13 protein-coding genes and 1 riboswitch are annotated in these 14,959 nt (G+C 66.1%); of the genes, 6 read left to right on the top strand and 7 right to left on the bottom strand.

Features of this window, described 5'->3' with window-relative positions; translation table 11 throughout:
• The first annotated feature begins 7 nt into the window (after positions 1 to 7).
• Entirely contained in the window at positions 8 to 1,354 is a 1,347-nt protein-coding gene (locus F3H57_RS08450; protein ID WP_149755464.1) for an NAD(P)-binding domain-containing protein, read from the top strand.
• A gap of 64 nt (positions 1,355 to 1,418) precedes the next feature.
• Positions 1,419 to 3,788, top strand: coding sequence for a trimethylamine-oxide aldolase Tdm (gene tdm, locus F3H57_RS08445; RefSeq protein ID WP_149755463.1), 2,370 nt, complete (start codon positions 1,419 to 1,421; stop codon positions 3,786 to 3,788).
• Between the two features lie 186 nt (positions 3,789 to 3,974).
• Here tdm and F3H57_RS08440 read toward each other — a convergent pair whose 3' ends face one another.
• Positions 3,975 to 4,193, bottom strand: a complete 219-nt coding sequence (locus F3H57_RS08440; RefSeq protein WP_149755462.1) for a DUF1127 domain-containing protein — start codon at positions 4,191 to 4,193, stop codon at positions 3,975 to 3,977.
• A gap of 364 nt (positions 4,194 to 4,557) precedes the next feature.
• Between F3H57_RS08440 and F3H57_RS08435 the strand changes: the two genes are divergently transcribed.
• Positions 4,558 to 5,436 (top strand): shikimate dehydrogenase, encoded by an 879-nt coding sequence (locus tag F3H57_RS08435; RefSeq protein WP_149755461.1) that lies wholly within the window; start codon positions 4,558 to 4,560, stop codon positions 5,434 to 5,436.
• Positions 5,437 to 5,513: 77 nt separating this feature from the next.
• Here the strand turns inward: F3H57_RS08435 and F3H57_RS08430 are convergent, their stop codons facing one another.
• From F3H57_RS08430 to F3H57_RS08405, 6 genes are all read right to left on the bottom strand, one after another.
• On the bottom strand, positions 5,514 to 6,380 hold the full coding sequence (locus F3H57_RS08430) for an HpcH/HpaI aldolase/citrate lyase family protein (protein ID WP_149755460.1): 867 nt from the start codon (positions 6,378 to 6,380) through the stop codon (positions 5,514 to 5,516).
• A complete protein-coding gene (locus tag F3H57_RS08425; RefSeq protein WP_149755459.1) occupies positions 6,377 to 7,606 on the bottom strand; it encodes a CaiB/BaiF CoA transferase family protein in 1,230 nt (409 codons plus the stop codon). The genes F3H57_RS08430 and F3H57_RS08425 overlap by 4 nt, the downstream gene beginning before the upstream one ends.
• Before the next feature lie 10 nt (positions 7,607 to 7,616).
• Positions 7,617 to 9,128, bottom strand: coding sequence for a tripartite tricarboxylate transporter permease (locus F3H57_RS08420; protein WP_149755458.1), 1,512 nt, complete (start codon positions 9,126 to 9,128; stop codon positions 7,617 to 7,619).
• A gap of 19 nt (positions 9,129 to 9,147) precedes the next feature.
• Positions 9,148 to 9,591 carry a tripartite tricarboxylate transporter TctB family protein gene (locus tag F3H57_RS08415; RefSeq protein WP_188129637.1) on the bottom strand — a complete coding sequence of 148 codons (444 nt, stop codon included), beginning with the start codon at positions 9,589 to 9,591 and terminating at the stop codon, positions 9,148 to 9,150.
• Positions 9,592 to 9,669: 78 nt separating this feature from the next.
• Positions 9,670 to 10,635 (bottom strand): Bug family tripartite tricarboxylate transporter substrate binding protein, encoded by a 966-nt coding sequence (locus tag F3H57_RS08410; RefSeq protein WP_149755456.1) that lies wholly within the window; start codon positions 10,633 to 10,635, stop codon positions 9,670 to 9,672.
• A 64-nt stretch (positions 10,636 to 10,699) separates the two neighbouring features.
• On the bottom strand, positions 10,700 to 11,410 hold the full coding sequence (locus tag F3H57_RS08405; RefSeq protein WP_188129636.1) for an IclR family transcriptional regulator domain-containing protein: 711 nt from the start codon (positions 11,408 to 11,410) through the stop codon (positions 10,700 to 10,702).
• Between the two features lie 317 nt (positions 11,411 to 11,727).
• Positions 11,728 to 11,936, top strand: a riboswitch (cobalamin riboswitch).
• Between the two features lie 57 nt (positions 11,937 to 11,993).
• Between F3H57_RS08405 and F3H57_RS08400 the strand changes: the two genes are divergently transcribed.
• Genes F3H57_RS08400 through F3H57_RS08390 form a run of 3 tightly spaced genes read left to right on the top strand, consistent with a single transcriptional unit; the run spans position 11,994 to position 14,919 of the window.
• Positions 11,994 to 13,028, top strand: a complete 1,035-nt coding sequence (locus tag F3H57_RS08400) for an ABC transporter substrate-binding protein (protein WP_223163014.1) — start codon at positions 11,994 to 11,996, stop codon at positions 13,026 to 13,028.
• Positions 13,025 to 14,053, top strand: coding sequence for a FecCD family ABC transporter permease (locus tag F3H57_RS08395; protein WP_223163013.1), 1,029 nt, complete (start codon positions 13,025 to 13,027; stop codon positions 14,051 to 14,053). The genes F3H57_RS08400 and F3H57_RS08395 overlap by 4 nt, the downstream gene beginning before the upstream one ends.
• Positions 14,050 to 14,919 (top strand): ABC transporter ATP-binding protein, encoded by an 870-nt coding sequence (locus F3H57_RS08390; RefSeq protein ID WP_149755454.1) that lies wholly within the window; start codon positions 14,050 to 14,052, stop codon positions 14,917 to 14,919. The genes F3H57_RS08395 and F3H57_RS08390 overlap by 4 nt, the downstream gene beginning before the upstream one ends.
• The last annotated feature ends 40 nt before the right edge of the window (positions 14,920 to 14,959 follow it).

The following is a 14,959-nucleotide window of genomic DNA, read 5'->3' as shown; positions in this document are numbered from 1 at the left end:
AACTGCCATGACCAAGAAACGTGTCGCGATCATCGGCGCCGGTCCGTCCGGCCTTGCCCAGCTGCGTGCCTTCCAGTCCGCCGCCGAGAAGGGCGCGGAGATCCCGGAACTGGTGTGCTTCGAGAAGCAGGAAGAATGGGGCGGGCTGTGGAACTACACCTGGCGCACCGGTCTCGACGTGAACGGAGAGCCGGTGCATGGCTCCATGTACCGCTACCTGTGGTCCAACGGCCCCAAGGAGGGCCTGGAATTCGCCGACTATTCCTTCGAGGAACATTTCGGCAAGCAGATCGCGTCCTACCCGCCGCGCGCCGTGCTCTTCGACTATATCGAGGGACGGGTGAAGAAGGCCGGGGTGCGCGACCTCATCCGTTTCAACACCGTGGTGCGCTGGGTGTCCTACGACAACGACAGCGGCATGTTCACCGTCACCGTGCACGACCACGAAAAGGACTACGTCTATTCCGAGGACTTTGATCACGTCATCGTCGCCTCGGGCCACTTCTCCACGCCGAACGTGCCCTATTACGAGGGGTTCGAGACCTTCAACGGCCGGATCCTGCACGCCCACGACTTCCGCGACGCGCGCGAGTTCGCCGGCAAGGACATCCTCGTCATGGGCTCGTCCTACTCGGCCGAGGACATCGGCTCGCAGTGCTGGAAATACGGCGCGAAGTCGATCACCTCGTGCTACCGCTCTGCGCCCATGGGTTTCGACTGGCCCGACAATTGGGAAGAGAAGCCAGCGCTGGTCAAGCTCGAGGGCAACGTCGCGCACTTCAAGGACGGCACCAGCAAGAAGATCGACGCAATCATCCTGTGCACCGGCTACAAGCACCACTTCAACTTCCTGCCGGACGATCTGCGCCTGAAGACGGCCAACCGTCTGGCGACCACGGACCTCTACAAGGGTGTGGCGTGGATCTACAATCCGAAGCTCTTCTACCTCGGCATGCAGGACCAGTGGTTCACCTTCAACATGTTCGACGCGCAGGCCTGGTGGGTCCGCGACGCGATCATGGGCCGGATCGAGATTCCGGCCGACAAGGAGGTGATGCTCGCCGACGTGAAGGAGCGGCAGGAGCGCGAGGAGGCGAGCGACGACGCGAAGTACGCGATCCACTACCAGGCCGATTACATCAAGGAACTGGTGGCCGAGACCGACTATCCCGACTTCGACCTCGACGGCGCGAGCGCGGCCTTCGTGCAGTGGAAGTATCACAAGATGGAGGACATCATGGGCTTCCGCAACAACAGCTACAAGTCGGTGATCACGGGGACCATGGCGCCGGTCCACCACACGCCGTGGAAGGACGCGCTCGACGACAGCATGGCGACCTATCTGAAGACCTGACGGCCCATGGCCGCGGCGCCCCGGCGCCGCGGCCGGTCTCACTTCCATCCCAAGGAGCAGCGCGATGCTGGACGATCGTTATCCCGCCGTCACGCCCGGCCCGCCAAAACCGAGCGGTATGTGGGAGCCGAGCGTCTTCACCCTGCCGCAGGGCACCGAACGCTACGTCGTGCCCGGCTGCGGCGCGATGTTCGTGCGCCTGGAGGAAGGCGACAGGCTTGAAGTGGTGAACACCGAGGGCGGCCAGCCGTGCGAGCTGGTCTGCGCCGATGGCGCGGGCCGATCGCATCCCGGCCTTCTGGGCGAGGCCGGTGGCGCCGCGCCCGCCGGGCTTCAGGCGCTGCTTGTGTCGGACGATCCGTCGCTGCGCAGCCTGCGCATGGGGATCGAGGCGCGCGGGCTGGACCTTGCGCGCGCGCAGGCGATCCGGCTCTTCGATAGAACCACGCCCGCCGGCACGGCGCAGGAGTTCACCGCGACGGGCGAGGGATCGGTCATCGTGGCCGCCCCCGGCGGCGCGATGGATTTCGAGGCGCAGGACACCGCGACGCCGCTCACCGTCTTCGTGCGCCGCGCCACGCTCAAGCGCGTGCCGAAATTCGAGCTGCCCGATCCGCTCGTCGATCCGGTCAGCGACATCCGCGTGCATTCCGCCACCGCCGAGGCCTATTTCGTGAAGGCCGGTGACTATATCCAGATTCTCGACGTCGACGGCCGGCAATGCACCGATTTCCAGTGCTTCGCGGCCCGCAAGCTGGACCGCGGGATCGAGCATGCGCTCGACGTGACCACGACGCGGACGCTCATGGGGCATGCCTACCCGATGCCGGGGCTGCACGGGAAATACTACGACCAGGACATGCTGCCGCTGATCGAGGTGGTGCAGGACACCTGCGGGCGGCACGACGCCTTCGCGCTGGCCTGCTATCCGAAATACTACGACGACATCGGCTATCCCGGTCACGTCAACTGTTCGGACAATTTCAACGGCGCGCTGGGCCCGCGCGGGGTCACGCCGCGTGCCGGCTGGATGGCGATCAACTTCTTCTTCAACACCGGCCTCGACGAACACGGCGTGATGTATTCGGACGAGCCGTGGACGCGCCCCGGCGACTACGTGCTGCTGCGCGCGCTGACCGATCTGGTCTGCGTGTCCTCGGCCTGCCCGGACGACACCTCGCCGGCGAACGGCTGGAACCCGACCGACATCCACGTGCGCACCTACAGCGGCAGCGAAACATTCCAACGCGCGGTGGCCTGGCGCCCCACGCCCGACGCGGAGCCCCGGATGACCCGGCAGACAGGCTTTCACGACCGGTTCGACCGGTTCACCGACAACTTCATCGACTACAACGGCTTCTGGCTTGCCAATTGCATGTCCACCGAAGGGCCGATCAAGGAATACCACGCCTGCCGCGAAAAGGCGGTGGTCATGGACCTCAGCGCCCTCAGGAAGTTCGAGATCACCGGCCCCGACAGCGAGGCTTTGTGCCAGTACGTCTTCACCCGGAACATGAAGACGCTGCCGGTGGGCGGCGTGGTCTATACCGCGATGTGCTACCCGCACGGCGGCATGGTCGACGACGGCACCGTGTTCCGGCTCGGGCAGGACAATTTCCGCTGGATCGGCGGGTCCGATTACGGCGGCGACTGGCTGCGCGAACAGGCCGAGGCGCTGGGGCTGAAGGTTCTGATCCGCTCCTCCACCGACATGATGCACAACATCGCCGTGCAGGGTCCCGAAAGCCGCGACATCCTGCGCAAGGTCGTGTGGACCGCGCCGCATCAGCCCGATTTCATGGATCTCGACTGGTTCCGCTTCACGCCCGCGCGGATCGGGGACGATCAGGGCACGCCCATCGTCGTCTCGCGCACCGGCTATACCGGGGAACTGGGCTACGAGGTCTTCTGCCACCCGAAACACGCGGGCGAGGTCTTCGACGCGGTGTGGGAAGCGGGGCAGGGCCACGGGCTCACCCCGATGGGGCTCGAGGCGCTCGACATGCTGAGGATCGAGGCCGGGCTGATCTTCGCGGGCTACGATTTCAGCGACGAGACCGACCCGTTCGAGGCGGGCATCGGCTTCACCGTGCCGCTCAAGTCCAAGACCGACGACTTCATCGGCCGCGAGGCGTTGATCCGCCGCAAGGAAAACCCGATGCGCAAGTTCGTGGGCCTCGACATCGACAGCAACGTGTCGGTCGCGCATGGCGATTGCATCCATATCGGACGCGCGCAGATCGGCGTGGTCACGTCGTCCATGCGCTCGCCGATCCTCGGCAAGAACATTGCGCTGGCGCGGGTCGACGTCGCGCATCACGAGCCCGGCACGGAGGTCGAGATCGGCAAGCTCGACGGCCACCAGAAGCGGCTTCCGGCGACCATCGTGCCGCTGTCGCATTACGACCCGAAGAAACTGCGCCCGCGGTCCTGACACGGGACGGCGGGCGGCCGCCCCGGGCCCGGACAGGGCGGCCGGACGCAAAAAGGGCCGGCTGAGCCGGCCCTCAAGAAATCCGCGCATCTTCGGCCATAGCGAAGGCATGCGCAGATTGTCGTATTTCATTTCAGGGGCGGGTACCCGGCCCATGCCTGGGCGTCCCGGCCACCGAGGCCCCTATCAGACGTGCAGCGTGTCGCGGTACACGTACTGTGCGAGGTCTTCGCGCTTCAGGCCGCGCGCGGCCAGTTCTGCGTCGCTGAGGGAGTGCCGGACGCGGATGCTCTGCACCCGTTCGGTCGATTCCGCGACGGTTCTGAAGAAATCCGCAATACGCCCGAAGAGTCCACGACCTTCGGAGGTGTGGTGCGGAACGGAGTTGAAATCGGTTGCGGTCATATTGGATCTCCTTGCATCCGCACTTGGCGAGTGTGCCTGTGCTTGACCGCCAGATAAGGGCCTCTCTTCTGGTACACCACCGACCATACTACATCCCGGCATCCCGCTTCATGCATATCTGTCCGGGGAGTATAAGTCTCTGGGAGGACAGTCACTTCTTCCGATCCCGCGCGACGCTGCACAACCCTGTTCCAACCGGGCGCGGCTGTCTCCGCGACGTCAATGCGACCGGTGTCGCAGCGCTGTTGCGTTCGGCCCGCCACCGGTACGGGTCGGGGCCGTAGACGGGCCGCGCCCTTGTGTCCGCGCGTCGCTCGTTGCATTGCGGTCGCCCGGTGACGCAGCCTGTGGACGGGAGGATCAGATGACGGCGAAACCGCCAGCTTCCGGGCGCGCCGGGCTGCGCGCGGGCCTCGTCGGGCGCGGCATCGCGCTGTCGCGCACTCCGGCGATGCACGAGGCCGAGGCGCGCCGGCAGGGCATTCCAGGCAGCTATCGCCTTTTCGACCTCGACGATCCGGAGCTTGCGGGCGCGACCCTCGCGGACATCGTGGACCGGGCAGAGGGGGCAGGCTTCTGTGGCCTCAACGTCACTTATCCCTGCAAGATCGAGGTGATCGCGCATCTGCATGCGCTCTCGCCCGAGGCCCGTTCGGTCGGCGCGGTCAACACCGTCGTTTTCGACGGCGGACGGCGGATCGGCCACAATACCGATCTGACCGGCTTTGCCCGCAGTTTCTCGCTGGGGCTGCCGGAGGCGCGGCGCGACCATGTCCTGCTGCTGGGCGCGGGCGGCGCCGGGGTCGCGGTGGCGCATGCGCTCGCGCAGAGCGGCGCCCTGCGCCTGTCCATCCTCGACACGGATGTGGCCCGTGCGGAGCGGCTCTGCGCCGACATCGAGGCCGCTCCCGCCCCCTGCCGCGCGGCGCTGGCGACGGAGGCCGCGCAACTCTTTGCCGCGGATCGGCCGGACGGGATCGTGAACGCCACGCCCATGGGGATGGCCAAGCTGCCCGGCGCCGCGATCGACCCGGGCCTTCTGTCCGCCGGGCAATGGGTCGCCGATATCGTCTATTTCCCGCTCGAGACCGCGCTGCTGGCAGCCGCGCGCGTGCGCGGCTGCGCCGTATTGCCGGGCGCCGGCATGGCGGTATTCCAGGCGGTGCATGCCTTCGAGCTCTTCACCGGCCGGCCCGCCTGTCCCGATGCGATGCGGACGACCTTCGACGCCTTCTCCCCCTGACCGCGCTGCGCCGCGTCACAGGGCAGGCCGTGGACTCGCAGATGTCGCTGTTATCGACCGGGCCGAGCCGGCGGAGTTCAGCGCTTGCCACGGAAAGCGTCTTGGCGAGCAAGGGTCGACCTGGCGCGGTCCGCGATAGGCTTGTCGATCATCTTGCCGCCGAGCGAGACCGCCCCGAGACCCCGGTGCGCGGCATCCTCCATGGCAATCACGACCGACTTTGCCCATTCGATGTCTTCGTCGCTCGGTGCGAAGCCTCTGTTCAGCGGGGCTATGGCGTCAGGATGAACTGCGGTCGCGCCCGAAAACCCGAAAGCCGACGATCTTGCGGCCAAAGCGCCGATGTCATGGCCCGCGTAGGCGGCGATGCTGTCGAGAAGTCCTAGCGGCGCAATGCCGGCGGCGCGCGCCGCGTAGACGATCTGCTGTTTGGCGCCGAGCAGCGTGGCTTCGGACGGGGTGATCCCGCAAATTGCGGCGAAATCCTCGCTGCCGAGAAGAAGTGCACACACGCGATCGCATGCCGCGGCGATCGCGTGGGCATTGTTGAGGCCTTCGGGGCTTTCGAGCAGGGGAACGATACCGACGTGGCCCGCCGGGTCGAGCAGATCCAACGCCTCCGCCACCAACCGCACTTTCCCGGCATCGTCGCATTTCGGCAGAAGGATCGCCGAGACGCCCTGGCGGCCGAGCAGACGCAGGTCCCGGGCCAGTTGAAGCAGGTCCCCATTGACCCGGATACAGATGTCGGATGGTCCCGCTGCAAGGGACGGGAGCCATTCGGACACGAGCTTGACAGCGTCTTCCTTGCGATCGGAAGGCACGCTGTCCTCCAGGTCCAGGATGATCGCATCGGCTCCGCGGCTCTGGGCCTTCGCGATGAACCGTTCGTTATTGCCGGGCACATAGAGGAGGGAGCGCCACGTCGCTGCCTTGCCCTTCATTCCGGGGCCCTCCCGACGACGCCGCGTTCCATCAGGTCGGCAACCTCCTGTGCGTCCATGCCGGTGTCCGCAAGTACCTGATGCGCATGTTCGGAGATTGACGGTGCGGGGCGATGGAAGGCTCCGGGTGTGGCCGACAATCGGGGCACCGGTGCGTGCATCGACACGGATCCCAGTTCATCGTCGGGCAGCGCCACGTATATTCCTCGATCGCGGAAGTGGGGGTCCGAGGATATGTCGGACATGTCGTAGACGGGCGCCGCGGTTATTCCGTTTTCGTCGAAAACGGTCAGGACGTCCTCGGTCGTGCGGGCGCCGATCCAGTCGCCGACGATCCGGTCCACTTCACCCCTGCGAGCCACGCGCCGTTCGTTGTTGCAGTAGTCCGGATGGTCGATCAGGTCCTCCCGGCCGATGCACCGGAAGACGCGCTCCGCGGTCTTCTGCATGGAGGCGGAGAGCGCGATATAGCCGCCGTCCTTCGCCTGGTAGACGTTGCGCGGGCTCGACTGGTTGGAACCGTTGCCAAGTCTCGGCTTCGGTTTCTGCGAGAGTTGGAAGTCCAGGGCCTCCGGGCCGAGCACGGAGGTCATAGCGTCCAGCAATCCGAGATCGACGACCTGCCCACGGCCCGTGGCTTCGCGGGCGCGCAAAGACATCAGAACCGCGTTCGAGCCGTATATCCCGGCGATCATGTCCGCGAGCGCGAGCGGGGGAAGCAGGGGATCACCGCCTTCCTCCCCGTTTCGGGATGCAAAGCCGGACATGCCTTCGACGAGAGTGCCGAAGCCCGGACGGGACGAGTAGGGGCCGGTCTGACCGAAACCGGAAACCCGAAGGATCACGAGGCCCGGGGCCAGTTCGTGCAGAACATCCGGTCCGAGCCCCATCTTTTCCAGGGTGCCCGGACGAAAGCTCTCGATCAGCACGTCTGCGGTTGCGATCAGCTTCCTGAGCAGATCGATCGCGCCCTCCTTTCGGAAGTCCACCCCGATGCTCCGCTTGTTTCGCCCGTAGACCTTCCAGAACGTCGACGTTCCGCTTTGCTTCCAGGCCCTGAGCGGATCACCCGTCGGGAGCGGTTCGACCTTGATGACGTCGGCCCCGAAATCCGCCAGTTGCAGCGAGGCCATGTTCCCGGCCACGAGGCGCGATAGATCCACGACCCGGACGCCTGCCATCGGACCTCCGGTGGTGTCGTCGAAAGTGAATTTCTGCCAGCTCATGGTGTCTCTTTCATTCTTCGGGGTTGCGCATCTCGCGAAGCTTCCGGGCCCGAAGGCGACCGAAAACCGACCCCGCGACGATAAGGACCATCAGGATGAGGATGGTGAGAGAGATCGGCCGCTCGACGAAGATCGCGGCGCTGCCCTGGCCCAGCATCACCGCCTGGCGGAAGTAGTTCTCGGCGAGTGGCGCCAGAACGACCGCCAGAATGAACGGTCCGGTCGGATAGTCGTTCTTCTTGAACAGGTACCCCAGCACGCCGAAGATCAGCATGATCCAGATGTTGAAGGGGCTGTAGCTCAGGGAGAAGGCGCCAACCACGCAGAGCGCTATGACGACGTTTGCCAGATTGTTCTGAATGGTCCGCAGCAGGTTGATGAAGACCGGGATCAGCAGAATGTTCGACAGCAGCAGGAAGAAGTTGGCCAGCACGAGGCCCGCGATCATGGCCCACACGATGTCGCCCGACGTCGTCATCAGGAGAGGCCCCGGCCTCATCCCGAACATGATCAGCGCGCCGAGCATGATGGCGGTTCCGCCGGACCCGGGAATGCCAAGCGTGATCAGCGGAATGAGCGAGCCGGGAACCGCGGCGTTGTTTGTGGCCTCCGGGCCGGCCAGGCCGCTGATTTCGCCTTTTCCGAAATTCTCCGGCCGCTTCGAAATCCGTTTTTCCAGTGCGTAATCGAGAAAGGTCGCCACGGTCGCACCGGCGCCCGGAACGATCCCGATCAGCGTTCCGAGGACCGAGCCGCGCATCGTCGGAGCCGCGGCCTCGCCGAGTTCGCTTCGACCGGGCACGAATTCCCGGATGCTGAACCGCGGCTTGCCGAGTTCGAGCTTCACCTTCTTCTCGAGATTGTAGAGAACCTCGCCGAGGCCGTAGAGGCCAATGATGATCGCGACGAAATCGATGCCCTCGATGAGTTCCGGCACGTAGGCGAAGCGGATCTGGCCGGAGACGTAGTCACTGCCGAAGGTGCTGACCAGAACGCCGAGGCATGTCACGAAGAACGCCTTGAGCATGCTGTCGCCTGCCAGAAGCATGACCGTGGCGAGTCCGACCGCCATCAGCAGGAAGTATTCCGGGGCGCCGAGGTAGATGGCGTAGGAGGCGATGACAGGGGCCAGGAAGATGAGCACCGCGAGCCCGAAGAGACCCCCTACGAAGGACGCGACGGCGGAAATGCCGAGCGCCATGGCGCCGCGGCCCTTCTGCATCATCGGATAGCCTTCGAGGGCGGTGATGATGGCCGGCGCATCGCCGGGGGCGTTGATCAGGATCGCGGTGATCCGGCCCCCATACATCGTGCCCATGTAGACGCCGGTCAGCAGGCACAGGCCGGACGCCTCGCTCATGCCGAAGGTCAGCGGGAGCATCAGGGCGATGCCCGCGGACGGTCCGAGACCGGGAAGTGCGCCAACGACGGTTCCGATGAGGCCCGCGGCAAAGATGATGGCGATGTTGAATGGGGTCAGCACTTCGCCGAACCCAATCATCAGGTTGCTTAGAGCTTCCATGTGGAAAGCGCCTTTCTGATCAGGTGACCGGAATGTTCAGCCAGAGATTGAAGATGGCGAACACGGCTGCGAGCGTGATTGCATTGAGCAGGAGAGCCCGGATCAGCGAATGCCCCAGCATGGTCAGCGAAATGACGACCATGACCGCGAACAGCGGCAGCAGGACCGATCCGAGATGCATGACATATGTCGCGGCGAAGAGGAGCGCCGCCGCCGCGACTGCGGGAAGGGCGGCCCTGAATCTTTCACCGATGGCAGACGGGGCCGTCGCGTCGGAGGTCGCTTTTCGCGACTTCAGCATGATCAAAAGACCGAGGACCAGTGTGGCGATTGCAAAGTTCATGGGCACGAAGCCCGGCCCGAAACCTTGCGCCGACGTGTAGCGGAATTCGAGACTTTGGACGCAAAGCACGGCCGAGAAGCCGGCAATCGTCACCAGTAGGACGAGTTCGGACGCTCGCATGGAAACCTCCGGCGAGTTTGAGCGGTATCGCTGTCTGTGGGATGCCCGGCCCGTCGTTTCCGGGGCCGGGCGCATACCTTACTGGCTCAGCATGTCCAGTTCACCCAAGGTCTCGCGATAGACCTCTTCGGTTTTGCCGAGGTAGTCGGCAAACTCCTCGCCGGTGATCACGAGCGGAACGACGGCATTCGGTTCGATATACTCGTCCTGCCATTGCTCGGTCTCGAAGAGCGTCGTCACCATTTCGGTCAATGCCGCGCGCGCCTCGTCCGAGATGTCCGGCGCCGCTGTCAGGCCACGGAACAGGCTGATCGTGATGTCGACACCCTGCTCGGTAAAGGTCGGTACGTCGGGCAGGTTGTCGATCCGTTCTTCCGTGCTGATCGCCAGCGCGCGGAACTGGTCGCTGTCCAGATAATCCGCGACCGGGCCCGGGTTCGCGATCGCAAGATCGATCTGGTTCGACAGGAGCGCCGTCACAACCTCGCCGTCCCCTTGGAACGGGATGAAGTTCAGGTCGAGGTCGGTCGCTTCGGCGAGTTGCATTGTCACGATGTGCTCAATGCTGCCCGTGGCGGTACCGCCGACATTGAGCGTGTCTTCGGCCTGCATGAGTTGCTCGAGGCTTTCGAAGTCGCTGCTCGCGTTCACCACCAGCAGTTCGGGGTCGATGCCGAGCCGGGCGATCGGGGTGAAATCGGAGTAATCCAGCCCGATGTTCGAGGTGAGCGGCGTTGCGATGTGCGATGAGGTGATCGACATCAGGTAGTGCGGATCGCCCGCGCGGGCGTTCAGGTAGCCCATCGCCACGGCGGAACTGCCGCCTTCCTTGTTCACGACGTTGATCGGCACATCGACAAGATCCTGTTCTTCGATCAGCCGCGCCATCGTGCGCAGCATGGTGTCGTGGCCACCGCCGGGACCGTAGCCCGCGACGAACTCGATCGGGCGCTCGGGGAACTCTTGTGCGGCGATCGGGCCGGCGAGTGCGATCAGACCGATGCCTGCAAGACCGATGCTTCCGGTCAGTGTGATCTTGGTCAAGGTATCCTCCCTCGGAGACTGGTTCGTGGAGCGCGTCTCGTGCACTCCGGTATGCGCCGTCATGTCATGAGCGGCGCGCGAGGGCCGCGCTTGCGGCCCGTGCGCTGGTGGTCGTGATGTCGATGATGTCGGTCAGATGGTCCGCCAGCCGGTCCGCCGGCCCCGCAATGTTGAGTGCCGCAACGACCTCGTAGTTCGGGCCGTAGATCGGCGCGGCTACACCGGCCGCACCCTCGACGACGCCGCGGCGGGTCACGGCGTAGCCGTCGCGGTGCGCTTCGGCGACCCGTTCGACGAGGTTCGCGGGATCGCCGTAGCCATGAGCCTCCGCAGTCCGTGCGGCGGCAGTCAGTGCCGTGTTCTCGAGACCGGTCAGCAGGACGATGCCGCTGCTCACGCGAAACGGGTTTCTCAAGACCGTGATGTCTCGGTCGTAGCGGATTTCCCGGTCCGGCAGGACCTTGCACAGATATCGGACCTGGCCGTCCTCCAGGACCGCGACGAAGCCGCTTTCCTGCGAGTGCTGCACGGCGGCTTCGAGCGCAGGCCGGGTCTGCCGAAGGAGCGTGCCGTGCATCGCACGACCGGATCCGACCTCTCCGGGCAGCCGGATCAGGCGGTAGCTGTGCTCAGACGCCTTCTCTGCATAGCCCATGTCGACGAGCATCCTGAGCAGGTTGAGAACGCTCGATTTCGGCGCACCAAGGGCCGCACTTGCCGCCGCCAGGGACACGGAATCCGGTTGTTCCGCCATCCACTCCAGCAGGAGGAGCACCCTCTCCGAGCCACGACCCGAACTCATCGATCGTTCAGTATGTTGAACATGTGCATCATGTCGAACACGCTAGTACTGAAGCGTCGAGCGTGTCAAGCGAATGCCCGTCCTGGCCGGGCGATGGGCGCCGGTCCAATTGCGCGCGAGACCGGTGCCCGATGCGGGGGATGCTGCCGACACCGCAAGCATCCCCATGGAATAGAACGCATTTTCCGAGGCTCCCCGGGATTACGCAGCGCGTCTGTCGGAGCGGGGTCAATCTCCCTTCAAGCCGAGCCTCCGCGCCGCGAACTCGTTGACAGCACCACGCAGAGACTATTCAACCGGTCGGGAACGGCTCCTTCGGGATCAAAAGGGAATCCGGTGCGCGCCCCTTCGGCGCAAGTCCGGGACTGCCCCCGCAACTGTAAGTGGCCGCTCCGTTCCTTCCGGCCGATGCCGGAGCCACTGCGCGCACTGCGCGGGAAGGCGGATCGGGGCGCGACAGGCCACGAGTCAGGAGACCTGCCGTTCCGGGCCGAGGCATGAGGCACGGCCTGTCACCGCAACCGATCCGGGCGGGGCGTCCGGAGAAGGACCAGACATGACCAAGTACATCCCGGTCGCCGTGGGCGGCCTTTCCCTCCTGATGGCCGCCGGCCTGGCGTTTCCCGCGCTGGCGCAGGTCGGCGGTGCCGCCGTGACAATCGAGAATTGCGGCCGCACGCTGGAATTCGACGAAGCCCCCGAGCGCATCGTCTCTATCGGGCAGGGCACCACCGAGATCCTGCTCTCGCTCGGGCTGGCCGACCGGATCGCCGGAACCGCGACCTGGGTCAGTGACCTGCCCGGGGAGCTTGCCGAAGCGGGGGCGAACCTGCCGAGGATTGCCGAGAATACGCCTGGCTTCGAGGCGGTTGTCGGCACGAGGCCCGACATGGTCGCCGTCCAGTGGATCAACGACATCGGGCCTGAGCAGGGGCGCGTCGGAACCTTCGCACAGTTCGAGGATTTCGGCATTCCCGTCTACGTCTCGCCTGCGGAATGCGCCAAGAGCGAGTTCGGCGCCGCCTCTGGTGACGGCGCCCGGTCCGAGGCGTGGAGTTCGGACCTGCTTTACCGGGAGGTCGCGGAGCTGGCAGATATCGGCGGTGTGCCTTCGGAGGGCGAGGCCCTGATCGCCGATAGCCGGGAGCGCGAAGCCGCCGCGGCCCGGGACGCCGAGGCATTGGCGGCCGAGGAGATCTCGGTCGTCTACTGGTTCTCTTCGCCCGAAATCGACGGCGAGGCCTGGTTGGCCGGCGGCTACGGCGCGCCTCAGTGGATCTCGAACGTGATCGGTCTGCGCAATGTCGTCGACAGCCACGAGGAATGGCCGCTCGTGGGCTGGGAAACCATTGCCGACCACGATCCGGACGTGATCGTTCTGGGCACGATGAAGCGGCGGAACCAGCCGGCTGACAATGTGGCTCTCAAGCGCGAATTCCTCGAGACCGATCCACTCACCAGCCAGATGACCGCGGTGCACGATGGCCGGCTGGTGGAGCTCGACGCCCATGCCATGAATCCTACGCTGCGCGCGATCGACGGCGTGGCCCGGCTGGCTGAGGCCATCTCGGCCCTCGGCCTCACGCGGTGAGCTATCCCCGCCGCCGCTTCCCGCTGGGGTGGTTCCTGCTGCTGGCCGGAGCCGCACTGCTCGCCGCCGGGTCTGCAGCCATCTCGATCGGTGACGTGCGCATTCCGCTGCCGGCGATCCTCAAGGTACTGGGACGCCAGATCTTCGGGCTCGACCTGACGGTGGACCCGATCCGGGAAGGCATCGTCTGGCACTATCGCCTGAGCCGCGCGGTGGTGGCCGCCGCGGCGGGCGGGGCGCTTGCCCTCTGCGGCTGCGTCCTCCAGGCCTTGTTGCGCAACCCGCTGGCCGAGCCCTATCTGCTGGGCATAGCGGCCGGGGCCTCCACCGGCGCGGTCATGGTGATTATCCTCGGCGTGGGTGCCGGCGCGGTGTCTCTCACCCTCGGGGCCTTTGGCGGTGCCGCGGCGGCCTTCGGGCTCGTCGCCCTGCTCGCGACGGGTACGGGAGGCGGTACCGAGCGGATCATCCTCGCGGGGATCGCCGGCTCGCAACTCTTCAACGCCGCGACCTCCTTCATCGTCACGACCTCGGCGAGTGCAGAGCAGACCCGCGGCATCATGTTCTGGCTGCTGGGCAGCCTCGGGGGCATCCGCTGGCCCGACGCCGGGCTGGCGGTGCCGGTGGTGCTGATCTGCGGCCTGCTCTGCCTGCGCCGCGCGCGGGCGCTCGATGCCTTCGCCTTTGGCGAGGACGCCGCCGCGGCGCTCGGCATCGAGACCGGCAAGGTCCGGGTCGAGCTCTTCGCCATCACCGCCTTCCTCACCGCCGCCATGGTGAGCCTGATCGGAGCGGTGGGCTTCGTCGGGCTCGTCGTCCCCCATGCCACTCGGTTCCTTGTCGGTCCGGGTCACGAGCGACTGATCCCGGCGACGGTGCTGGCCGGGGCGGTCTTCATGGTTGGGGCGGACGTGCTCTCGCGCACCGTGGTTCCGGGGCAGGTCCTGCCGATCGGCGTGGTGACGGCGCTTTTCGGAGCACCCGCCTTCGTGGCGATCCTCTGGCGGTCGCGAAGGACCTCATGACGCTCGCGGCCCGGGATGTGAGCTGGAGCGCCGGAGGACGGCGCATCCTCAACGGCGTGAGCGTCACGGCGCCGGCGGGAGGTGTGCTGGGGCTCGTCGGTCCGAACGGCTCCGGCAAGTCCAGCCTGCTGCGCCTGCTCGGCGGGCTGCGCCGCCCGGATGCGGGCGACGTGCTGCTGGACGGGCGCCCGGTCAGCAGGGTTCGCCGCGCCGAGCTCGCCCGGCGGCTGGCCTTCGTGGAGCAGCATTCCGCGACCGAGATGCAACTGCGCGTGCGGGACGTGGTCAGCCTGGGGCGCACGCCCCATCGCGGCGCCTGGGGCGGCTGGACACCGGCCGACGAGGCGGCGGTGGCCGCCGCGCTCGAGACGACCGGCATGACGGGCCGTGCGGGCCAGTCCTGGTCCACACTCTCCGGCGGAGAGCGCCAGCGCGTCCAGGTGGCGCGCGCCCTCGCCCAGGAGCCGCGCGAGATCCTGCTCGACGAGCCCACGAACCACCTGGACATCCGCCATCAGCTCGAACTGCTCGACCTGCTGCGGAGCCTCCGGACAACCTGCGTGATCGCCCTGCACGATCTCGATCATGCCGCGGCCTTCTGCGACTGCATCGCGGTTCTGGACCGGGGGCGGCTGGTCACTCAGGGCCTGCCGGCTGGTACGCTGACACCCGGGCTGATCCGCGATGTCTTCGCGGTGGAGGCCACCCAGCGGTACGACCGGCACGGCACCCTCCGGATCGACTTCACTGTGGCGCCTCCACCGGCCCGCCATCGTTCGCTCCAGGCTCATTGCCGTTCAAAGCCGGAAGACGACAGGCGCAGCGGAAGCGATAGCCGACAAGAGACCTACGGGCACCTATCGTAGCGTGTCGCGACGCGGGCGCCCATCCTCGAGTCGTCCGGAA

The sequence above is a fragment of the Roseivivax sediminis genome, from assembly GCF_900112685.1.
Classification (GTDB): domain Bacteria; phylum Pseudomonadota; class Alphaproteobacteria; order Rhodobacterales; family Rhodobacteraceae; genus Roseivivax; species Roseivivax sediminis.
This window is presented reverse-complemented; position numbering and strand designations above follow the sequence as displayed.

Coding starts and splice junctions, on each gene's coding strand:
- F3H57_RS08400 (WP_223163014.1), top strand. CDS start 11,994: ATGACCAAGTACATCCCGGTCGCCGTGGGCGGCCTTTCCCTCCTGATG.
- F3H57_RS08425 (WP_149755459.1), bottom strand. CDS start 7,606: ATGAGCTGGCAGAAATTCACTTTCGACGACACCACCGGAGGTCCGATG.
- F3H57_RS08390 (WP_149755454.1), top strand. CDS start 14,050: ATGACGCTCGCGGCCCGGGATGTGAGCTGGAGCGCCGGAGGACGGCGC.
- F3H57_RS08430 (WP_149755460.1), bottom strand. CDS start 6,380: ATGAAGGGCAAGGCAGCGACGTGGCGCTCCCTCCTCTATGTGCCCGGC.
- F3H57_RS08440 (WP_149755462.1), bottom strand. CDS start 4,193: ATGACCGCAACCGATTTCAACTCCGTTCCGCACCACACCTCCGAAGGT.
- F3H57_RS08435 (WP_149755461.1), top strand. CDS start 4,558: ATGACGGCGAAACCGCCAGCTTCCGGGCGCGCCGGGCTGCGCGCGGGC.
- tdm (WP_149755463.1), top strand. CDS start 1,419: ATGCTGGACGATCGTTATCCCGCCGTCACGCCCGGCCCGCCAAAACCG.
- F3H57_RS08415 (WP_188129637.1), bottom strand. CDS start 9,591: ATGCGAGCGTCCGAACTCGTCCTACTGGTGACGATTGCCGGCTTCTCG.
- F3H57_RS08450 (WP_149755464.1), top strand. CDS start 8: ATGACCAAGAAACGTGTCGCGATCATCGGCGCCGGTCCGTCCGGCCTT.
- F3H57_RS08420 (WP_149755458.1), bottom strand. CDS start 9,128: ATGGAAGCTCTAAGCAACCTGATGATTGGGTTCGGCGAAGTGCTGACC.